19 protein-coding genes are annotated in these 20,048 nt (G+C 62.5%); 11 read left to right on the top strand and 8 right to left on the bottom strand.

Annotated elements, in window-relative coordinates:
* Positions 1-274: 274 nt before the first annotated feature.
* Together leuA and KW842_RS12810 are read left to right on the top strand one after the other, a co-directional pair.
* Complete coding sequence (gene leuA / locus KW842_RS12815; RefSeq protein WP_218304488.1) at positions 275-1,969, top strand: 2-isopropylmalate synthase; 1,695 nt, start codon at positions 275-277, stop codon at positions 1,967-1,969.
* Positions 1,970-2,062: 93 nt separating this feature from the next.
* On the top strand, positions 2,063-3,610 hold the full coding sequence (locus KW842_RS12810) for a methyl-accepting chemotaxis protein (RefSeq protein ID WP_218304487.1): 1,548 nt from the start codon (positions 2,063-2,065) through the stop codon (positions 3,608-3,610).
* 37 nt (positions 3,611-3,647) lie between these two features.
* On the opposite strand, the gene egtB is transcribed toward KW842_RS12810, so the two are convergent.
* Together egtB and egtD are read right to left on the bottom strand one after the other, a co-directional pair.
* Positions 3,648-4,877: an ergothioneine biosynthesis protein EgtB gene (egtB, locus tag KW842_RS12805; RefSeq protein ID WP_218304486.1), complete on the bottom strand. Its 1,230-nt coding sequence runs from the start codon at positions 4,875-4,877 to the stop codon at positions 3,648-3,650.
* A complete protein-coding gene (gene egtD / locus KW842_RS12800; protein ID WP_218304485.1) occupies positions 4,861-5,859 on the bottom strand; it encodes an L-histidine N(alpha)-methyltransferase in 999 nt (332 codons plus the stop codon). Before egtD ends, egtB begins: the two co-directional genes overlap by 17 nt.
* Positions 5,860-5,985: 126 nt before the next feature.
* On the opposite strand from egtD, the gene KW842_RS12795 reads away from it, so the two are divergent.
* The 6 genes from KW842_RS12795 (at position 5,986) to KW842_RS12770 (ending at position 10,463) form a co-directional block, all read left to right on the top strand.
* Entirely contained in the window at positions 5,986-6,846 is an 861-nt protein-coding gene (locus tag KW842_RS12795; protein WP_218304484.1) for a putative selenate ABC transporter substrate-binding protein, read from the top strand.
* Between the two features lie 19 nt (positions 6,847-6,865).
* The gene (locus KW842_RS12790) at positions 6,866-7,687 is read left to right on the top strand and encodes a phosphonate ABC transporter ATP-binding protein (RefSeq protein ID WP_218304483.1); all 822 of its coding nucleotides are present in this window, start codon (positions 6,866-6,868) and stop codon (positions 7,685-7,687) included.
* Positions 7,687-8,520, top strand: a complete 834-nt coding sequence (locus tag KW842_RS12785) for an ABC transporter permease (RefSeq protein ID WP_218304482.1) — start codon at positions 7,687-7,689, stop codon at positions 8,518-8,520. Before KW842_RS12790 ends, KW842_RS12785 begins: the two co-directional genes overlap by 1 nt.
* A complete protein-coding gene (gene phnE / locus KW842_RS12780; protein ID WP_218304481.1) occupies positions 8,517-9,308 on the top strand; it encodes a phosphonate ABC transporter, permease protein PhnE in 792 nt (263 codons plus the stop codon). The genes KW842_RS12785 and phnE overlap by 4 nt, the downstream gene beginning before the upstream one ends.
* Before the next feature lie 2 nt (positions 9,309-9,310).
* Positions 9,311-9,988 carry an ABC transporter ATP-binding protein gene (locus KW842_RS12775; RefSeq protein ID WP_218304480.1) on the top strand — a complete coding sequence of 226 codons (678 nt, stop codon included), beginning with the start codon at positions 9,311-9,313 and terminating at the stop codon, positions 9,986-9,988.
* A gap of 187 nt (positions 9,989-10,175) precedes the next feature.
* Positions 10,176-10,463, top strand: coding sequence for a hypothetical protein (locus tag KW842_RS12770; protein ID WP_090320664.1), 288 nt, complete (start codon positions 10,176-10,178; stop codon positions 10,461-10,463).
* Between the two features lie 104 nt (positions 10,464-10,567).
* Here KW842_RS12770 and KW842_RS12765 read toward each other — a convergent pair whose 3' ends face one another.
* A complete protein-coding gene (locus KW842_RS12765; RefSeq protein ID WP_218304479.1) occupies positions 10,568-11,167 on the bottom strand; it encodes a YdeI family protein in 600 nt (199 codons plus the stop codon).
* Positions 11,168-11,248: 81 nt separating this feature from the next.
* Here KW842_RS12765 and KW842_RS12760 point away from each other — a divergent pair, with 81 nt between their 5' ends.
* Positions 11,249-12,769: a DUF1800 domain-containing protein gene (locus tag KW842_RS12760; RefSeq protein ID WP_218304478.1), complete on the top strand. Its 1,521-nt coding sequence runs from the start codon at positions 11,249-11,251 to the stop codon at positions 12,767-12,769.
* 10 nt (positions 12,770-12,779) lie between these two features.
* Positions 12,780-13,964 (top strand): DUF1501 domain-containing protein, encoded by a 1,185-nt coding sequence (locus tag KW842_RS12755; RefSeq protein WP_218304477.1) that lies wholly within the window; start codon positions 12,780-12,782, stop codon positions 13,962-13,964.
* 2 nt (positions 13,965-13,966) lie between these two features.
* Here the strand turns inward: KW842_RS12755 and KW842_RS12750 are convergent, their stop codons facing one another.
* From KW842_RS12750 to KW842_RS12735, 4 genes are all read right to left on the bottom strand, one after another.
* Positions 13,967-15,673 carry a bifunctional diguanylate cyclase/phosphodiesterase gene (locus KW842_RS12750; RefSeq protein ID WP_218304476.1) on the bottom strand — a complete coding sequence of 569 codons (1,707 nt, stop codon included), beginning with the start codon at positions 15,671-15,673 and terminating at the stop codon, positions 13,967-13,969.
* A 65-nt stretch (positions 15,674-15,738) separates the two neighbouring features.
* Positions 15,739-16,293, bottom strand: a complete 555-nt coding sequence (locus KW842_RS12745; protein ID WP_229223658.1) for a TetR/AcrR family transcriptional regulator — start codon at positions 16,291-16,293, stop codon at positions 15,739-15,741.
* A 9-nt stretch (positions 16,294-16,302) separates the two neighbouring features.
* Positions 16,303-16,770, bottom strand: coding sequence for a nuclear transport factor 2 family protein (locus tag KW842_RS12740; RefSeq protein WP_218304475.1), 468 nt, complete (start codon positions 16,768-16,770; stop codon positions 16,303-16,305).
* Positions 16,771-16,872: 102 nt separating this feature from the next.
* Positions 16,873-17,133 carry an ArsR family transcriptional regulator gene (locus KW842_RS12735; protein ID WP_218304474.1) on the bottom strand — a complete coding sequence of 87 codons (261 nt, stop codon included), beginning with the start codon at positions 17,131-17,133 and terminating at the stop codon, positions 16,873-16,875.
* Positions 17,134-17,191: 58 nt separating this feature from the next.
* On the opposite strand from KW842_RS12735, the gene KW842_RS12730 reads away from it, so the two are divergent.
* On the top strand, positions 17,192-19,495 hold the full coding sequence (locus KW842_RS12730) for an FdhF/YdeP family oxidoreductase (RefSeq protein ID WP_218304473.1): 2,304 nt from the start codon (positions 17,192-17,194) through the stop codon (positions 19,493-19,495).
* Here the strand turns inward: KW842_RS12730 and KW842_RS12725 are convergent.
* A complete protein-coding gene (locus KW842_RS12725; protein WP_218304472.1) occupies positions 19,492-19,965 on the bottom strand; it encodes a hypothetical protein in 474 nt (157 codons plus the stop codon). The two genes, KW842_RS12730 and KW842_RS12725, sit on opposite strands and share 4 nt — an antisense overlap.
* Positions 19,966-20,048: the final 83 nt, after the last annotated feature.

Here is a 20,048-nt window from a genome sequence, read left to right as displayed (position 1 = left end):
TGCACCTATCCGCTTTCCTGCTATCGCCTGCCAGCGCCCTATCGCTAGCAGCGCGTCTACTAGCACGCGTTTAATCCGCGTCCCTGTTGTACCCTCGTGCCGGCCATAAGCCGCACCGTCTTCAAAATCCAGGAAAGTCGTACCGATGCTCCCAGCTTTTTCGCTACTGCTAAAACTACCGATCGGTTGCCGCGCCTAGTATTCCGTGGCCGCACGGCAGCCCTTCGCCACATCGCTAGCAAGCCCCCTATTTTCCAGATCCAGGAGCATTACCATGATGTTGCAGAACCCAGCGTCCAAATACCGTCCATTCCCAGCCGTCCAACTGTCCGACCGCAGCTGGCCTAACGCCGTGATCAGCAAGCCGCCGATCTGGATGAGTACCGATCTGCGCGACGGTAACCAGGCACTGATCGAGCCGATGAGCATTGAGAAAAAACTGCGCTTCTTCGACCTGTTGATCAAGATCGGCCTGAAAGAAATCGAAGTGGGCTTCCCGTCGGCCTCGCAAACCGATTTCGATTTCGTGCGCAAGCTGATTGATGAAAACCGCATCCCGGACGACGTCACCATCATCGTATTGACCCAGTCGCGCGAAGAGCTGATACGCCGCACCGTGGAATCCTGCGTCGGCGCCAAGCGCGCCATCGTCCACCTGTATAACTCGGTGGCGCCAGTGTTCCGCAAAGTGGTGTTCGGCATGTCGCGCGAAGAGATCACCAACATCGCCACCACCGGCGCCAAGCTGGTGAAAGAACTGACCAAGCAGCACCCGCAAACCGACTGGGGCTACGAATACACGCCGGAATCCTTCTCCACCACCGAACTGGATTTCTCCAAGCATATCTGCGACGCCGTGATCGCCATCTTCGAGCCTACGCCGAACAAGAAGCTGATCATCAACCTGCCATCCACCGTGGAATGCAGCACGCCGAATATCTACGCCGATCAGATCGAATGGATGTCGCGCAAGCTGACCCGCCGTGATTCGCTGCTCATCTCGGTCCACCCGCACAATGACCGTGGCACCGCTGTCGCTTCGGCGGAACTGGCAGTGATGGCCGGCGCCGACCGCGTCGAAGGCTGCCTGTTCGGCAATGGCGAGCGCACCGGCAACGTCGACCTGGTGACGCTGGCGCTGAACCTGTACACGCAAGGCGTCCATCCTGGCCTGGACTTCTCCGATATCGACGAAGTGCGCAAAGTAGTTGAGGAATGCAACCAGCTGCCGGTACACCCGCGCCATCCCTACGTCGGCGACCTGGTATTCACCGCCTTCTCCGGCTCGCACCAGGACGCGATCAAGAAAGGCTTCGCCAAGCAGCAAGAAGGCGCAATCTGGGAAATCCCATACCTGCCTATCGACCCGCAAGACCTGGGCCGCAGCTACGACGCAGTCATCCGTGTCAACAGCCAGTCGGGCAAAGGCGGCATGTCCTACCTGCTGGAACAGGATTACGGCCTGGTACTGCCACGCCGTCTGCAAATTGAATTCAGCCGCGCCGTGCAGCAAGTAGCCGACCAGACCGGCCTGGAAATCACTGCCGAAGGCATCTACAACATCTTCAGCAAAGAGTACTTCGAGCAGCAATCGCCGTACGGCTACCAGTCGCACAAAATGGTGGAAGACACCAGCAGCGATGAACCGGTGCAGATCGACATCGCCCTGATCCACAACGGCGCACCACTGGCGCTGCAAGGCGGCGGCAATGGCCCGATTGACGCTTTCGTCGATGCGCTCGGCCTGGACATCAAGCTGATGGATTACCACGAGCACTCGATCGGCTCCGGCGCCAACGCCAAGGCAGCCTGCTATGTTGAACTGCGCCTGGCCAATGGCCCGACCCTGTTCGGCGCGGCGACCGACAGCAACATCCTGACCGCGTCCTTCAAGGCCGTACTCAGCGCCGTCAACCGCCAGATGGCCCGCTCGGCTGCGGAACAGGCGCAAGGCGCGACCACCGCGTAATCCCGACTGCGCGGAGGGGCGTACCCTCCGCGCAACACCAATTTGTGCACTGCACCGTTATACTGCACCTACAGTGGATACCGGAGCAGTCGCATGAATATCTCGAATCTAAAAATCGGCGCGCGACTGGGCGTGGCGTTTGGTGCAGTGCTCATCCTGATGGCGATCCTGATCGTGATCGGCTTGCAAAGACTAAGCAGCATCAGCTCCCTCAACGACACCATCATCGACAACGACTGGGTCAAAGCCGAAGCGGCGGCCACTGTCAGCACCACCACCCGCGCCAATTCCGCGCTCACGCTCGAACTGTTCACCACCGACGACAGCAGCCGCCTCGCCGCCATCAAGAGCGAGATGGACGCCAACAAGCAAACCATCAGCAACGCACTGCAAACACTGGGCCGCCTGGTCACGCGCGACGAGGGCAAAGCCCTGCTGGCACGCATCGGCGACGAACGCAAGGCCTACGTGGCGTCATTCACGCAAGTCGGCAAGATACTGGCCGACGGCAAGCGCGACGAAGCGCTCGCCTTCCTGCGCGCTGACATGCTGCCGAAGCTGAACAAACTCCAGGACAGCGTGCGCCAGCTGAACGAGCTGCAAAAATCCATCGTCAACGAAAACGGTGCGGCGGTCAAACACGACATCTCGATGGCGCGGCAGATGATGGGCTGGCTGGGATTGGTGGCGCTGGGTCTGGGACTGGCGTTCGCATGGCGCGTCACCCGCTCGATCACCGATCCCATCAGCGACGCGCTGCTGGTGGCGCGCGCCGTCGCCGCCGGCGACCTGACGCAAAACATCAGCAATACCCAGCGCGACGAAATGGGCCAGCTGCTGCAAGCGATGGCGCAGATGAGCGACAACCTGTCCAACATCGTCGGCCGCGTACGCAGCGGCACTGGCGCAATCAACACCGCGTCGGCGGAAATCGCCAGCGGCAATATGGACCTGTCATCGCGCACCGAGGAACAGGCCAGCTCGCTGGAAGAAACCGCCGCCTCGATGGAAGAACTGACCAGCACCGTCAAGCAGAACGCCGCCAACGCGCATCAGGCCAACCAGCTAGCTCAAAGCGCGACCGAAGTGGCGCAACGCGGCGGCGCCGTGGTCGCCCAGGTGGTGGACACCATGAACGCCATCAACGACTCCTCGCGCAAGATCGTCGACATCATCGCCGTCATCGATGGCATCGCCTTCCAGACCAACATCCTGGCCTTGAACGCCGCAGTGGAAGCAGCCCGCGCCGGCGAACAAGGCCGAGGCTTTGCGGTGGTCGCATCGGAAGTCCGCACACTGGCGCAGCGCTCCGCCAGCGCCGCCAAGGAAATCAAGGAACTGATCGACGCCTCGGTAGACAAAGTGGCCGCTGGCGCGCAGTTGGTCGATCTGGCAGGCAATACCATGAGCGAGGTACAAGACAGCGTACGTAAAGTGACCGAAATCGTCGAAGAAATGTCCCTGGCCAACCGCGAGCAAACCAGCGGCATCGAGCAAATCAACATCGCCATCAGCCAGATGGACCAGGTCACACAGCAAAACGCCGCGCTGGTCGAACAAGCCGCTGCCGCCGCATCCGCGATGCAAGATCAGGCCGGCGAACTGAACGCCGTCGTCAGCCAGTTCCGCCTCCACACCTAAATCCGTGTACGTTTGGCGGAACTGACCCGGATTTGGTTTAGCGTTGCGCGAGGCGGATGCCGGTGAATTGCCAGCGGGCGCCGGCGGGGAAGAAGTTGCGGTAGCTGGCGCGTGCGTGGCCTTCCGGCGTGGCGCAGGATGAGCCGCGCAGCACGTATTGATTCAGCATGAACTTGCCGTTGTACTCGCCCAGCGCGCCCTCCGCCGCAGCAAAGCCGGGATACGGTGCGTAGCTGCTGCTGGTCCATTGCCAGCAGTGGCCGTACATTTGCCGCAGGCCGTCACTAGTGGCGCCTGATGGATGTAGCGAACCGGTTTCGATGCTGGCTTGCGCGGCGGCGTATTCCCATTCGGCTTCGGTCGGCAAACGGGCGCCGGCCCATTGGGCGTAGGCGTCCGCTTCAAATAGCGAGACGTGCGTGACCGGCCGGTCAAGATCCAGCGGCTGCGGGCCGTGCAGCGTGAATTCCTGCCATCCGCCCTTCTCGTCCTGGAACCAGTAGATCGGCGCCCGCAGATTTTGTGTGCGTACCCAATCCCAGCCTTCGGCCAGCCATAGCGCGGCGTTGGCATAGCCTCCAGCGTTGACGAAGTTGAGGTATTCGCCATTGGTCACCAGCCGCGATGCCAGCGCGAACGGCGCCACATATTGTTTATGGCGTGGCAGTTCGTTGTCGAAGCTGAAGCCGTCGCCAGTGTGGCCGATGTCGGTCAGGCCGCCGTCAAACGACAGCCACGCCATCGCTGGCGCTACGCCAGCGGCTGGCAGCGGGATATCCATATAGGCAGGCCGCAACAGGCTTTGCGCCAGCAGGTGCTTGACATCGGTCAGCATCAATTCCTGATGCTGCTGCTCGTGTTGCAGGCCCAGCGTCAGCAGCATGTCCAATTCTTCGCCGTGCTCGCGCTCCAGCAGGCGAGCGATGCGCGCATCGACATCGGCACGATACGCGCGCACCTGCGCCATGCCCGGCCGCGTCAACAGGCCACGCTGCGGGCGCGGATGCTTTTCGCCGATGCCGTTGTAGTAGGAGTTGAACAGGATGCGGAAGGCCGGATGAAACGGCGTGAAATCCGTCTCCATACGCTCCAGGATAAACGTCTCAAAGAACCAGGTGGTGTGCGCCAGATGCCATTTGATCGGGCTGGCATCCGGCATAGACTGCGCACCGCAGTCTTCATCCGACAAAGGTTCGGCCAGCGCCAGCGTGTGCTTGCGTACGGCGGCGTAGCGATGCAGCAGATTCATATCAACTGGCTCGCGCATGAATGACAGCAAACCAGCCATCCTTGTCAGTCCACATGCGCGAAGTCGCAAAGCCCGCTTTTTCCAGCAGCGCGACAAAGGACTGGCGCGTGTACTTATAGCTGTCTTCCGTGTGGATGCGCTCACCACGCGCGAAATCGCGCTCGCCACCCGGCCAGCTGACCGTCAGCGGGCAGCGCGCTTCCAGGTGCATTTCGATACGGCTCCTGTCAGCGTTGAAGAAGGCCACATGCTTCCACTGCCCGACGTCGAAGTCCGCGCCGATCAGGTGATTCAGGTGGCGCAGCATGTTCAGGTTGAATGCGCCGGTCACGCCCAGCGCATCGTCATACGCCGCATCCAGTACCGCATGGTCTTTGATCAGGTCCACGCCGATCAGCAGGCCGCCATCCTCGCCGGCATTGGCACGCAAGCCGCGCAGGAAGCTGACCGCCTGCTCCGGCGAAAAATTACCGATCGACGACCCCGGATAGAAGAACACGCGGCGCTCGCCACGCACACTGTCCGGCAAGGCGAAGCCGCTGGAGAAGTCCAGGCCCAGCGCGGTCATTTCGATCTGCGGGAAGCGCTGCTGCAATTGCGCCACCGCGCCAAGCAGAAAATCGCGCGAGATATCGACCGGCACATACTGCGCTGGCTTCAGCAACGGAAACAGCGACGCCGCCTTGGCGCAGTTGCCAGCGCCAAGGTCGATCAGCGACGAGCCAGCTCCTATCGCATTTGCCATGTCGGCGCCGTATGCGGCAAAGATGCCGGCCTCGGTACGGGTTGGATAATATTCAGGCAATTCGCAGATCGCCTCGAACAGCTTGGAGCCCAGGCTGTCATACAGGAATTTGGGCGAGGTGTAGGCAGCGTCGGCCAGCAGACCTTCGGTGATTTCCTTGATAACCGCTGCGCTACCATGCGCGGGCCGTTGCGAGACTGTGTTGCTGGCGAGGGGCGATACAACACGGATCGCCGGGGCACGGGACAATTGCATGGAACGCTCTGCCTTTATTCTGGGTGGTCATCTGCTTAGATGATTTTTGTTATGATAGCCGAATATCCATTTTGTAGCGCCGTGCCAAAAGTTCTGTGCGACTTCTCACATAAAAGGTTAACCACCATGAAAATCTCCCTCAAATCCGTACTCGCCGCCGGCATGATGCTGGCCGCTTCCTGGTCCCATGCACAGTCGGCCGATCACGTGTTCCGCGTGTCGGCGATCCCGGACGAAGCGCCAACCGAACTGCAACGCAAGTTCAAGCCACTGGGCGAATACCTGGAGAAGAAGATCGGCATGAAGGTCGAATTCACGCCAGTGACCGACTACGCCGCTTCGGTGGAAGCGCTGATCAACAAGAAAGTGGACATGGTCTGGTTCGGCGGCTTCACCTTCGTGCAGGCGAATGACCGCAGCAAGGGCGCCATCACGCCGCTGGTGCAGCGCACCGAAGATGAAAAATTCCGCTCGGTGTTCGTCACCACCAACAAGAGCATCAACAGCCTGAATGACCTGAAAGGCAAGACCCTGAGCTTCGGTTCCGAGTCATCGACCTCGGGCCACCTGATGCCGCGCTACTACCTGCTGGCCGCCAAGATCAATCCGGACACCGATCTGAAACGCATCGCCTTCTCCGGCGCGCATGACGCCACCGTGGCTGCGGTCGCAGGCGGCAAGGTGGATGCCGGCGCGCTGAATATCTCGGTGTGGGAAAAACTGGTCGAGTCGAAAAAAGTCGATCCTAATGTGGTGCGCGTGTTCTACACCACTCCAGGCTATTACGATTACAACTGGTCGGTGCGCACCGACATGAACGCGGACCTGAAGAAGAAGCTGAGCGACGCCTTCCTGGCGCTGGACATCAACAAGCCTGAAGACAAGGCCATCATGGACCTGCAACGCACCGTCAAGTTCATCCCGACCAAAGTCGACAACTACAAGAACATCGAAGCCGCAGCCAAGAACGCGGGTCTGCTGAAGTAAGACGCTGTCAGTTTCACCTATGCCCACGTATCAATTGCAAGACCTGACTGTCCGCCATCTCGGCGGGCAGTCCACTCCCGCGCTGCAAGCCATCAACCTGACCATCGAGCAGGGTGAGCAACTGGCCTTGATCGGTCCTTCCGGCGCCGGCAAGACCACCCTGCTGGCGACACTGTCCTTGTCCCACAAGCCGTCTGGAGGCAGCTTTCAGGCCTTCGGCGCGGCTCCGTGGTCGCTCGGCGAAGCTGCGCGGCACCGCCTGCGCGCGCAGTTATTCCTGGCGCCGCAGACGCCGCCACTGCCACCGCGCCAGCGCGTAGTGACGGCGGTGCTGGCCGCACGCTTGCCGCAATGGAGCGTGTGGCAGGCGCTGGCCTCGCTGTTCAAGCCTGCCGATCCCGAAGCCGCGTGGCAGGCGCTGTCGCGCTTCAATCTGGGCGACAAGCTGTACTCGCGCGTTGACCGCCTGTCCGGCGGCGAGCGCCAGCGCTGCGGCCTGGCGCGCTTGCTGCTGTCGCCAGCCAAGGCACTGCTGGTGGACGAGCCACTGTCCGCGCTCGATCCGGCGCTGTCAGAACTGACGCTGTCCACGCTGCGCGAAGAAGCCAGGGCGCGCAACGCCACGCTGATTTGCAGCCTGCACCAGGTGGATCTGGCGCTCGGTCACTTCCCGCGCATCGTCGCGCTGCGCGACGGCCGCATCGCCTTCGACCTGCCGCGCGAACAAGTCACGCCGCAGATGATCGCCGCGCTGTATCAGGGCGAACAGCCTGCCGATAGCGTGCCGCCAGCAGGTGATGATCCGATGTCGGTCAAACTCGGCGTGGGCGCCTGCCTGTAATGGCCGCCACGCTGAATCCACGCCACGCCGATCCCGCACTACGCGGCCGCGTCATCGCCATCATCCTGGCACTGGTGGTGCTATGGCCAACGCTGGTGGTCACCGAATTCAAGCCGTGGATACTGTTCGACCAACAAAGCCTGAGCGCTACCGGCCGCTTCCTGGCAGACTTCCTGGTGCCGGCGCACAGCGCCGAGTTCCTGGAGATGCTGCTGCGCGAAACCTGGAATACCGTCGCCATCGCCACCGCCGGCCTGGCGCTCGCGCTGCTGGGCGCGATTCCCGCCACACTGATCATCAACGAACAGCTGTCGATTTCCGCGCTGGGCACCGGCCGCATGAGCGTCATTGCGCGCACCGTGCGCCAGGCGGTGCGTTGGCTGCTGGTGATCCTGCGCTCGGTGCCGGAACTGGTCTGGGCGCTACTGTTCGTGCGCATCATCGGCCTCGGTCCGACCGCCGGCGTACTGGCCATCGCCCTCACCTACTGCGGCATGCTGGGCAAGGTCTACGCCGAAATCCTCGAATCCTCCGACGCCCACGCCAGCGACACGCTGCTGGCCAACGGCGCCGGACGTCTCAACGCACTGCTATACGGCGCCTTGCCGGAAGCCGCGGCGGAGCTGATGTCCTACACCGTCTACCGCTGGGAATGCGCCATCCGTGGCTCGGTGGTGATGGGCTTCGTCGGCGCTGGCGGCCTAGGCCAGCGCATGGACGAATCAATGAAAATGCTGGCGGGCGCCGAAGTCTCTTCCATGCTGCTGGTGTTCGTGCTGCTGGTGGCCTTGGCCGACCAGTTCTCCAAAGTGCTGCGGCGGAGGCTGGGATGAATCCGAACATGCCCAAGCCGCCGCCACGCGACTGGACCGTGCGCATCCTGATGCTGCTGGTACTGGCCCTGATCGTCGCCAGCTTCGCCACGCTGCCGCTGAAGTGGCGGGAATTCTTCACCACCGAAGCCGTCAACAGCACGCTGGAACTGCTGGCCGGCTTCACGCCGCCGGAAACCGGCCTGCCCTTCCTCACCAAGACCTTCTGGGCGGCGATAGAAACGCTGGCGATGTCCGGCCTGGGCACGCTGCTGGCCGTGATCTTCGGCCTGGCCTTCTCGCTGCCGGCTTCGGGCCGCTTCGGCGCAGCACCGCGCGCCGCCATGCGCGGCGTGCTCAATGTGCTGCGCTCGATACCGGAACTGGTGTGGGCCTCCATCATGCTGATCGCCGCAGGCCTCGGTCCGCTGGGCGGCACACTGGCCCTGGCCGCGCACACGGCCGGCGTGCTGGGACGGCTGTTCGCCGACTCGCTGGAAAATGCCGCAACGCTGCCGGAACAAAGCCTGCGCACCAACGGCGCCAGCGCCACTGCTGCCTTCTTCTATGCCACGCTGCCGCAAACGCTGCCGCAGATGATGTCGTACACGCTGTACCGCTGGGAGAACAATATCCGCGCCGCCGCGATTCTCGGCGTAGTGGGCGCCGGTGGTTTGGGGCAGATGCTTAAATACCACCTGTCCTTATTCCAGATGCCGCTGGCCGCCACCGTCATCCTCGCTATGCTGTTGCTGGTGGCGCTGGTCGATGGCGTCAGCTTTGCCATGCGCCGCGCACTCACAAGGTAACCATGCTCGAACTTCGCCAGCTCTCCAAATCCTATAACGGCCGTCCGGTGCTGGACCGCCTGTCATGGACCTTCAAGGCCGGCGAATTCGTCTCCATTATGGGCGATTCCGGCGTCGGAAAATCAACACTGCTGAATCTTATCGCTGGCCTGGATACGCCCGACGCGACTGACGTATCGCCGATCATCGTTGACGGCGTTGCGATGTCCGGCCTCGATGACGATGCGGCCACCAAGCTGCGCCGCGCGCGCATGGGTTTTATCTTTCAAGCCTTCCACGTATTGCCGCATCTGACCCTGCTGCAAAACGTTGCCCTGCCGCTGCTGCTGAATGGTCTGCCGACCGCGCGCGCGGCCGAGATGCTGGATGCGGTCGGCCTGGCGGGCCGCGAACACGACTTCCCCCATCAAATCTCGGGCGGCCAAATGCAGCGCGTGGCAATCGCCCGCGCGCTGGTGCACCGCCCGGCGCTGGTGCTGGCCGACGAGCCAACCGGCAACCTCGATCCCGATACCGCCGACGCCATCCTGACACTGTTGCAACGTGAAATCAAAGCCACTGGCGCCAGCGCCATCATGGTGACACATTCGCAACTTTCCGCCCAAAAGACAGACAAAATCCTACAACTTTCAAAATGTGGGCTACAAGAAACAACAATCGTCAACCAGTTTGCGCAATAACTAACATAATTTAATTGTTAAACCCTGCACTTTTTTCCCAGCCGTAGTATTATTTAAGTTAACTTGCATGGTTATCAAGAATGTTGAGTAGCGTGCCACATTCAGACCCGAACCAGAACGAGTGTGGCGCTAGCCTTGCCGGGAAACGTACTTCTTAAAAACGTTTAGAGCAAAGGAGGAGCAAACCATGAACGTCCGTCAGAAGAAGTTGGAGTTGATTGAAGCGATGAATCGCGCTCGTGCGCTGGAGCCATCCAGTTTCGTGCCGAACAAGCTGCTTGATACTCTGATCGAAAAGATGAACTTGAAAAACGATGCAGAGTTGTGCCGGGTGCTGGAAGTTCAGCCCCCGATCATCAGCAAGATCCGCCACCGTAAGTTAGCAGTTGGTGCAACGATCCTGTTGCGCATGCATGAAAAATCGGAGATCAGCATTCGCGAGCTGAAAGATCTCTCTACCGCGTCTATGCATTGAACGGCCGCACTGTTCTTGCCATGCCAGACGCCGGCATGCGGTATCCGGCGTCCTTTAAGAAGCGCCATAGCAATCAGCCCAAACCCCGCTGATAGCTGTTTTCCCTAGCATTTCTCGTACTTCCAATTCCTCGCTTTACCTTCAGCGATCCATGCGATGGCCTGCTCACGCCTGCGCGCGCGCGTTGCTTCGGTCTTGGCCTCGGTCAGCCATTCAGCGTAGTCGCGCTGCTTGCTGGGGCTGAAGGCGTCGAAGTGGCGCCGCGCCTCGGGCGAGGCGTCCAGCGCGGCGCTCAGGTCATCCGGTATCTCCAGCGCGCGCGGCGTTGCGGGCTTGGCGCGCGCCGGTGCGGCGACGCCGTCATCGTTGAGCTTCATCGCTTGCCTGATGTAAGTGGCCAGCGTCTTCTTCGGCGGCAAATCCTTCAGCGACGTAATCCGGCCGAAGTCGCCCATCGCTTCCCTCCTGGCGTCGTCCGCCATCAGCAGTTCCGCCTTCCAGAAGCCGAAAGCGCAGTGCGCCTTGAAGGACGCCATGCTGCACATCATGCCCTTGTACATAAAGTGCGGGAAGCCCCACTTGATGGTTTCCTCGACGTCAGGGCAAGTGGCGTGCACCACCGCGCGCAAATGCGTCAGGATGGCTTGCGCAAACTCGGCCGACTTGGCGATATAGGCGTCCACGCGCGGGTCGATGGCGGGCATGATAATGTCTCCAGTAACATTTTGTTGCACGATACACGAATCGCATACTTGCGGCCAGCGGCATGGGTCTATACTCGCAGCATGAAAACAATCTCATCCATTGTTGCCCTGCTGCTGGCAGGATGCGCGGCCACCACGCCCGTGCCGCAGGCGCCTGCCGACCCGGTAGCCCTGAGCGCGGCGCTAAACCGCGTCAGCTGGGGCGTCAGCAACAGCACTTACCAGCAGGCCGAGAAGATGGGATATGACGCCTGGCTGGAGCAGCAGCTACACCCTGCCCCCGCCGTGCTGCCCGCCGCCGCCCAGGCGCAGATCGATGCGCTGACCATCTCGCAAAAGCCGGTGATGCAGCTGGTGCAGGAACTGGAAGCGCAACGCCGCGACTACGATAAGGCGATGGTCGATGACGACGCCAAGAAAGCCGCGCAGCGCGCCTATCAGCAGGAAATGAGCCGGCTGGCGCGCGAAGCCGCCACCCGCGCGCTGCTGCGTGCGCTGTACTCGCCCAACCAGTTGCAGGAACAGATGACCTGGTTCTGGATGAACCACTTCAACGTCCATCAGGGCAAGAGCAATCTGCGGGTGCTGGTGGGCGACTATGAGGAGCAGGCGATCCGCCCCCACGCGCTGGGCAAGTTCCGCGACCTGCTGTCTGCCACGCTGCGCCACCCTGCCATGATCCGCTACCTGGACAACGAACAGAACGCCGCCAACCGCATCAACGAAAACTACGCCCGAGAAATCATGGAGCTGCACACGCTGGGTGTCGATGGCGGCTACACGCAGAACGACGTGCAGCAGCTGGCGCGCATCCTCACCGGCGTCGGCGTCAACCTGAGCGACAAAGCGCCGAATGTGCGCAAGGACAAGCAGAACCAGTATGTCCGCCAGGGCCTGTTTGAATTCAACCCCAACCGCCATGACTACGGCGACAAAGTCTTCCTCGGCCAGACGGTCAAGGGACGCGGCCTGGCCGAAGTGGATGAAGCGCTGGACCGTCTGAGCCGCAGCCCGGCCACCGCGCGCTACGTCAGCCGCAAGCTGGCCATCTATTTCGTCGCCGACGAACCGCCGCCGCAGTTGGTGGAACGCATGGCGCAGCGCTTCCTGTCCAGCGACGGCGATATCGCCGCTGTAATGCGGGTGATGCTGACCGCGCCTGAGTTCACGCAATCGCTGGGCAAAAAATTCAAGGACCCGGTGCACTATGTGGTGTCGGCCGTACGCCTGACCTACGACGACAAGATCATTCTCAACACCGGTCCGATGCTCAACTGGCTGAACCGCATGGCCGAGCCGCTGTACGGCCGCCAGACGCCGGACGGCTATCCGCTGACGCAATCCGGCTGGGCCAGCCCCGGCCAGATGACCACCCGCTTCGAAATCGCCAAGGCCATCGGCAGCGGCGCGGCCGGCCTGTTCAAGACCGAAGGCGCGCAGCCAACCGAGAAGCCGGCCTTCCCGCAACTGGCCAATGCGCTGTACTACCAGTCGCTGCAAAAATCGCTGGCGCCGGCCACCCGGCAGGCGCTGGAACAAGCCGCCTCGCCGCAGGAGTGGAACACGCTGCTGCTGTCATCGCCGGAACTGATGCACCGCTAGGAGAAGCCCGATGAAACGCCGTACCCTGCTCAAGACTTTGGCCGCTGCATCGGCCTCATTATCGGCGGCATCCATGGCCGGCCAGCTGTGGGCCGCGCCCGCCAATCAGACGCGTTTGCTGTTCGTCTTCATGCGCGGTGGCTACGACGCCACCAGCCTGCTGGCGCCGGTGTCCAGCCAGTACTACTACGAGGTGCGGCCCAACATCGCCATCGCCAAGGCCGACGCGCTGCCGATCGACAGCAACTGGGGCCTGCATCCGGCGCTGGCCGACACCATCCATCCGCTGTTTACGGCCGGGCAAGCCGCCTTCGTGCCGTTCGCCGGCACCGAAGACCTGTCGCGCAGCCACTTTGAAACCCAGGACAGTATCGAACTGGGTCAGCCGCTGAAAGGCTCGCGCGACTACCGCTCCGGCTTCCTCAACCGCCTGGCCGCCACGCTCAACGCCGACCGCGCCAACGCCATCTCTTTCACCGACCAGCTGCCGTTGATCATGCAAGGCGGGCTGCAGGTACCGAACACCGCGCTGCGCAATGTCGCCAAGCCGGCGGTCGATGCACGGCAGGCCCGGATGATCGCCGCCATGTACCAGGAAACGCAGCTGGCGCAGCCGGTGCGCGACGGCTTTGCCGTGCGCGAGGACGTGATGAAGGAAATGATAGGCGAAATGAACGCCGCCAACCGCAACGCCATCAGCGCCAAGGGTTTTGAGCTGGAGGCGCGCCGCATCGCCAAGCTGATGAAGGACAAGTACAACATCGGCTTTGTCGATGTCGGCGGTTGGGACACCCACGTCGGCCAGGGCAACAGCACCGGCTACCTGGCGAACCGGCTGGAAGAACTGGGACGCGGCCTGGCCGGCTTCGCGCAGGAAATGGGGCCTGACTGGAAAAACACCGTGGTGGTGGTGCTCAGCGAATTCGGCCGCACCTTCCGCGAGAATGGCAACCGTGGCACCGACCATGGCCACGGCAGCGTCTATTGGGTGCTGGGCGGCAGCGTCAACGGCGGCAAGGTCCATGGCGAGCAGATACGCCTGGAGCAGCCGACGCTGTTCCAGAACCGCGACTACCCGGTGCTGAACGAATACCGCGCCATGTTCGGCGGACTGCTGTCGCGCATGTACGGCCTGAACGCCGGCCAGGTGGAAAAAATCTTCGGCACCCAGGGACGCGATCTGGGCCTGGTATAGCACTAATGGTGGTTGCGCAGCCAGGCAGCCGCGTCCTGGGGCGCCAGCGCCGGCGCGTACAAATAGCCCTGGAAGGCATTGCAGCCGGCCTCGCCGAGGAAGTTGGCCTGGGCGTGATGCTCGACGCCTTCCGCGACCACCTCCAGCCGCAAATCGTGCGCCAGTTGCACCACCATCCGCACCACCGCGTTGGCGTCGGCATTGTCCGGCACGTCGCACAGAAAGCTCTTGTCCAGCTTGATGGCGCTGACCGGCAGCGCGCGCAGATAACTGAGCGAAGAATAACCGGTGCCGAAATCGTCCAGCGACAGGCGGAAGCCGCGTGTGTGCAGTAGCTGCACCACCTTGCTGCCGCTGCGGTCCAGCTCAATGACATCGCGCTCGGTGAGCTCGATTTCCACATCATCCGCCAGCAAGCCGTTGTCGGCCACGGTGGCCTCCAGCTGCGCGACATAGCCGGCGTCGCGCAATTCCTTGGCGCAGGTGTTGATACAGATACGCACCCCGTCCAGGCCGGCGTCCTTCCAGGCCCGCAACTGCTCGCAAGCCTGCCGCGCGACCCAAGCACCCAGCTCCGGCAGCAGACCCATTTCGCCCGCCAGGCCGAGCGCATATTCCACCGGTCCCAGCCCCATATAGCCCGGCAGGCGCAGCAAGGCTTCCATGGCAATCGTGCGGCCGTCCGCGTCGAGGATGGGCTGATAGGCCAGCCCGCAACTCTGGCCGCCCATCAGCCGGCGCATCTCGATATGGTCGGCGTTCTTGCGGTGCGCCATCTGATCCAGCTCGGCTGTGTAATAGCGATAGCAATTGCGGCCGGCTTCCTTGGCGTGATACAGCGCCAGGTCGGCTTTTTTCAACAACAGGTCGGGTGCGCCGGCGTCCAGCGGACAGACGGCAATGCCGATGCTGGCGCTGATCGTGACTTCGCGGTCGCTGACCTGAAAGGGCCGCGCCAGTTCCGCCAGCAATTTTTCCGCCAGCATGCCGCCAATGATGGGCGACGCCACGTTTTGCTGGATCAGCGCGAACTCGTCGCCGCCCAGCCTGGCGACAAAATCGCTTTCGCGGCAGGCTGCGCGCAGGCGCTGCGCGGTCAGCTGCAATAACAGGTCGCCAGCCTGGTGGCCATGTGCGTCGTTGACTTCCTTGAACTGATCGAGGTCGATCATCAGCAACAGCAGCGATTGCCCGCTGCGCTCGGCAAACGACATCATCTCGGCGCGGCGCGCGTCAAACGCGGCGCGGTTGGCCAGCCCGGTCAGCACATCGATGGTGGCCAGCCGGCGCGCCTCGTCCTGCGCCAGCTTGCTGGCGGTGATATCGCGCAGAATTTTCAGATAGCCGATCACCGCACCGTCATGGCCGCGCAGCGGCGTCATCACGCCATCCGCCCAGAACAGCGCGCCGCCGCGCCGCGCGTGCCAGCGGTAATCGGCAGCGCGGTTGGCCTGCTGCGCCGTCCGCATTTCCTGCTGCGGCTGGTCCTCTGCGCGGTCGGTAGCGGTGAACAGGCATGCGCCGTGCTGGCCTAGCATATCCTGCGCGGCGTAACCGAAGATCAGCTCCGCGCCCAGATTCCAGCTGGTGACGAGGCCTTGCGCGTCCATGGTGAAAATGGCGAAGTCGCGCAGGTTCAGGTAAATCTGCTCCAGCAGCAGTGCTGGCGCCAGTCCGGGCGCGATCACATGGTTCAGTTGGGGAGTCATGGCCGGTCACCGGATAAAACTGTTGGATCAGCGGCACCGCAGCAAAGTTCCCCCTGTTGCGCAATCTAGGCGACGCGCTGCCGCAGCCGCGCCAGCGCGCGCATGAATAGCGCCGGCTCGTTGGCTGCACGTGCCAGTACCAGCGCGCCCTGGATGCCGCCGACCACTTCCTCGGCCAGCGCCAGTGCGCTCTCGGGATCGCGTCCGCCGCGTTCCAGCACCACCGCCAGCGCCTGCACCCACTCGGCAAAATACGCCTGCACCTTGAGCGCAAACCGGTCGCGCTCGTGTCCCAGCGCAAACATGCCAACCAGACAGACCTTGCGGCCGGACTCGAAATAACGGCTGACGGCGTCAAACATCATCATCACGCCGCGCCGCGCGTCGGCTGCGTCGCGCAGCGGATGGAAGACCTGTTCGCGAAACCAGCCATCGATTTCGCTCAGCACCGCCGCCGCCATCTCGTCCTTCCCGCCAGGGAAGAAGTTATAGATGCTGCCCTTCCCCAGCCCGGTTCCCTCGGTGATGCGCGCCAGGCTGGCGCCCTCATAACCATAGGTGCGAAATACTTCGGCCAGTTGCGGCACAACGGTGCTGCGTTCTCCCATCACTCGTGGCATGACTTCCTTTTAAAACCCAAAATCGCTCAGGCCGGGATGATCGGCCGGACGCGGTGCGTTGATATCCCAATGGAATTTGCGGTCGGCGACGGCGATCGGATGTTCGTTGATGCTGGCCAGACGATGACGCATCAGGCCGTCTTCCGCGAACTCCCAGTTTTCGTTGCCGTAAGCGCGATACCACTGGCCGGAATCATCATGGTATTCGTAGGCGAAGCGGACTGCAATGCGGTTGCCGTCATGCGCCCACAATTCCTTGATCAGGCGGTATTCCAGCTCGCGCGTCCATTTGCGCGTCAGCAGGTCGATGATCTCCTTGCGGCCATTGACAAATTCACCACGATTGCGCCAGGCGCAATCTTCGGTGTAAGCCAGTGCAACCTTTTCGGGATTGCGGGTATTCCAGCCATCTTCGGCCAGGCGGGCTTTCTGCTTGGCGGTTTCCAGGGTGAACGGAGGCAGTGGAGGACGGGACATATGAGCACCTTAAGTTGAGTTGTACCAAACGGTACAACAACTATAAACCTCTGACGCATGCGTGGCAACACCTCTTTTGTCTATTTGTGGGGATTCTCTTTCTTATGAGGCAAACAACGCGCGCGCCAGCTGCTCTCCGGCCGGAGTGAGGTGCACCGTGCCGGTGATGCCGCCGTCGTCCAGCGCCAGTGCAAGCAGCCGCATTTCCTCCAGCATGGTCAGCTGGCGGCGCAGCACGCTCATCGGACGCTGCGCCTGCTTGCTCAGCTTGGCCAGCGTGCACGGCTTGTCCGGCCACTCCGCCTGGATGCGCCACAGGGCTTCCAGCACGCCGGCCAGCATGGTCAACACTTCCTCGTCCATCTGTTACGCTCTTTCTGCAAATGCAATATACTCGTATCAAATAGTACCGGATTGCAACATGAACAAAAAGCCCGAAGGCCACATCACTCCCTACACCCATCCTGCCGCAGGCTGGGGGGCGTTAAAGCAGGTGGCCATCAATCTCGTGCGCGAAAAAGTCGCGGGCGGCAATTACAGAACCCTGCTCAAGCAAAACCAGCCGGACGGCTTCGACTGTCCCGGCTGCGCCTGGCCGGACCGCGAACACGCGTCCACCTTCGAGTTCTGCGAGAACGGTGTCAAGGCGGTGGCGGCGGAAGCCACCAGCAAGCGCGTGCGCCCGGAATTCTTTGCCGCGCATACCGTCACCAGTCTGCTGGCGCAATCCGATTATGCGCTGGAGCAGCATGGCCGCCTGACCGATCCGATGGTCTACGACGCCGCCAGCGACAAATACGTGCCGATCGCCTGGGACGATGCGTTCACGCTGATGGCGCGCCACCTGCAAGCCCTGCCCGATCCCAACCAGGCCACCTTCTACACCTCCGGCCGCACCGGCAACGAGGCGGCCTTCCTGTTCCAGCTGTTCGTGCGCCTGTACGGCACCAACAACTTCCCGGACTGCTCGAATATGTGCCACGAGCCGACCAGCCGCGGCCTGCCCGGCACGGTGGGTATCGGCAAGGGTACGGTGATGCTGGAAGATTTCGACCAAGCCGACACGCTGCTGATCTTCGGCCAGAACCCGGCCACCAACCACCCGCGCATGATGAACGAGTTGCGCGACTGCGCGCGGCGCGGCGCCACCATCGTGTCGATCAACCCGCTGCGCGAGCGCGGCCTGGAGCGCTTCACCAGCCCGGCCCACGCGCTGGAAATGTTGACCGGTTCGACCACCAATATCAGCAATATGTTCGTGCAGCCCAAGCTGGCCGGCGACTTCGCGCTGATCAAGGCCATCGCCAAGCGCCTGGTCGAGCGTGACGACGAAGCGCTGGCGACCGGCCATCCGGGTGTACTGGACCGCGAATTCATCGCCCGCCACACCAGCGGCTACGAGGCCTTCGAGCAAGACCTGCGTGCCGAAAGCTGGGCGGTGCTGCTGGAAGAATCCGGCGTGCCGCGCTTGCAAATTGACCAACTGACCGGCATCTTCATTCGCGGCAACAACATCATCAGCACCTGGGGCATGGGCCTCACGCAGCACAAGAACGCGCTGAAGACCATCCAGATGCTGTCCAACCTGATGATGATGCGCGGCCAGATCGGGCGCCCCGGCGCCGGCTTGTGCCCGGTGCGCGGCCACTCCAACGTGCAGGGCGACCGCACCATGGGCATCGAGGAAAAGCCGACCAAGGCTTTCCTCGACCGCATGCAGCGCGTGTTCAACTTCGATCCGCCGCGCGAACACGGCCTGGACACCGTGGACAGCATCCAGGCCATGCTGGACGGCCGCGTCAAGCTGTTCTTCGCCATGGGCGGCAACTTCGCCATGGCCACGCCGGATACGCCGCTCACTTTCAAGGCGCTGCAAAACTGCGCGCTGACCGTGCACGTCGCCACCAAGCTGAATCGCAGCCACCTGATCATGGGCAAGCAGGCGCTGATCCTGCCGACCTTGGGCCGGACTGAAATCGACCTGCAAAACGGCGTGCCACAAGGCGTGACGGTGGAAGACTCGATGAGCATGGTGCACCTGTCCTACGGCATGAACAAGCCGGCGTCGGACAACTTGCTGTCGGAAACCATGATCGTCGCCAGGCTGGCGCACGCCACGCTGGGCAGCGACAAGATCGACTGGCTGCGGCTGGGCGGCGATTACGCAGAAATCCGCGAGCTGATCGAAAAAGTCTTCGACGATTTCCACGACTTCAACGCGCGCGTGGCGCATCCGGGTGGCTTCCACCTGCGGGTGGCGTCGCGCGAACGCGAATGGCGCACGCCGAGCGGCCGCGCGCAGTTCGTGCCGCACGCCATCGACCTGGACACGCCGATCCACCGCGCCCGCGCCAAACACGGCGAGCGCCTGATGACGCTGATGACCGCCCGCTCGCACGACCAGTACAACACCACCATCTATGGGCTGGACGACCGCTATCGCGGCGTCTACGGTCTGCGCCGCGTGGTCTTCATCAACAAGGATGACCTTACCTTGCTGGGTTTGAAAAACGGCGAGCATGTGGACCTGATCAGCGTGTGGGAAGATGATGTCACCCGCCGCGCCGAGCGCTTCCAGCTGGTGGAATACGATATCCCGCGTGGCTGCCTGGGCGCCTACTTCCCCGAGACCAACGGCCTGGTGCCGCTGCACAGCACCGCCGACGGCGCCGGCACGCCAACCTCCAAATCGATACCTGTGCTGCTGGAGCGTAGCGCGGCCTAGTCGCGCTTGGAGCGGGTCGCCAGCGCCACGATGGCAGCGCCTGCGGCGACGATCAACGCGTCTTCAATCAGGCCGCTGCGGGTCTGGCCGATGCTGGCCATGGCGCGCTTGCGGCCGGCCAGCGTCAGATAGGCCAGCGGCACTGCGGTGGCCACCGCGACCGCCGCGCCAGCCGCCTCCTTGCCCTTGGGCGCCAGCGCCGAACCGGCGATGCCAGCGCTGGCGACACGCGCCAGCAGACCGAGGAAAACGGTACGGTCAGGCGCGGACTTCATTTTGTCGCCCAACAGTTCTCCCGCGCCCATGGCCAGCGCGCCATACTTGAACAGCGGACGATCCAATAACGCCAGCGCGCCGGGCGTGCTGCGGTTGGCAAGACGCGCCGTTGCAATAGTGGCCATGGGGGTCATGGAACGCGCGCTGGCGACAGCGCCGATCAGCGCGGATGAGAGTAGGCTGGGATTTTTCATCTTGACAGGCTCCGTAAGTGCGGGTGAAACCACAGCTTAGGTCCTGCGTGACGCGCCATCTGTTCGGTAAGGCATACAGTGCG

This window comes from Duganella sp. sic0402, assembly GCF_019219065.1.
GTDB lineage: Bacteria > Pseudomonadota > Gammaproteobacteria > Burkholderiales > Burkholderiaceae_D > Rugamonas.
This window is presented reverse-complemented; position numbering and strand designations above follow the sequence as displayed.

Coding starts and splice junctions, on each gene's coding strand:
- leuA (WP_218304488.1), top strand. CDS start 275: ATGATGTTGCAGAACCCAGCGTCCAAATACCGTCCATTCCCAGCCGTC.
- KW842_RS12810 (WP_218304487.1), top strand. CDS start 2,063: ATGAATATCTCGAATCTAAAAATCGGCGCGCGACTGGGCGTGGCGTTT.
- egtB (WP_218304486.1), bottom strand. CDS start 4,877: ATGCGCGAGCCAGTTGATATGAATCTGCTGCATCGCTACGCCGCCGTA.
- egtD (WP_218304485.1), bottom strand. CDS start 5,859: ATGCAATTGTCCCGTGCCCCGGCGATCCGTGTTGTATCGCCCCTCGCC.
- KW842_RS12795 (WP_218304484.1), top strand. CDS start 5,986: ATGAAAATCTCCCTCAAATCCGTACTCGCCGCCGGCATGATGCTGGCC.
- KW842_RS12790 (WP_218304483.1), top strand. CDS start 6,866: ATGCCCACGTATCAATTGCAAGACCTGACTGTCCGCCATCTCGGCGGG.
- KW842_RS12785 (WP_218304482.1), top strand. CDS start 7,687: ATGGCCGCCACGCTGAATCCACGCCACGCCGATCCCGCACTACGCGGC.
- phnE (WP_218304481.1), top strand. CDS start 8,517: ATGAATCCGAACATGCCCAAGCCGCCGCCACGCGACTGGACCGTGCGC.
- KW842_RS12775 (WP_218304480.1), top strand. CDS start 9,311: ATGCTCGAACTTCGCCAGCTCTCCAAATCCTATAACGGCCGTCCGGTG.
- KW842_RS12770 (WP_090320664.1), top strand. CDS start 10,176: ATGAACGTCCGTCAGAAGAAGTTGGAGTTGATTGAAGCGATGAATCGC.
- KW842_RS12765 (WP_218304479.1), bottom strand. CDS start 11,167: ATGCCCGCCATCGACCCGCGCGTGGACGCCTATATCGCCAAGTCGGCC.
- KW842_RS12760 (WP_218304478.1), top strand. CDS start 11,249: ATGAAAACAATCTCATCCATTGTTGCCCTGCTGCTGGCAGGATGCGCG.
- KW842_RS12755 (WP_218304477.1), top strand. CDS start 12,780: ATGAAACGCCGTACCCTGCTCAAGACTTTGGCCGCTGCATCGGCCTCA.
- KW842_RS12750 (WP_218304476.1), bottom strand. CDS start 15,673: ATGACTCCCCAACTGAACCATGTGATCGCGCCCGGACTGGCGCCAGCA.
- KW842_RS12745 (WP_229223658.1), bottom strand. CDS start 16,293: ATGCCACGAGTGATGGGAGAACGCAGCACCGTTGTGCCGCAACTGGCC.
- KW842_RS12740 (WP_218304475.1), bottom strand. CDS start 16,770: ATGTCCCGTCCTCCACTGCCTCCGTTCACCCTGGAAACCGCCAAGCAG.
- KW842_RS12735 (WP_218304474.1), bottom strand. CDS start 17,133: ATGGACGAGGAAGTGTTGACCATGCTGGCCGGCGTGCTGGAAGCCCTG.
- KW842_RS12730 (WP_218304473.1), top strand. CDS start 17,192: ATGAACAAAAAGCCCGAAGGCCACATCACTCCCTACACCCATCCTGCC.
- KW842_RS12725 (WP_218304472.1), bottom strand. CDS start 19,965: ATGAAAAATCCCAGCCTACTCTCATCCGCGCTGATCGGCGCTGTCGCC.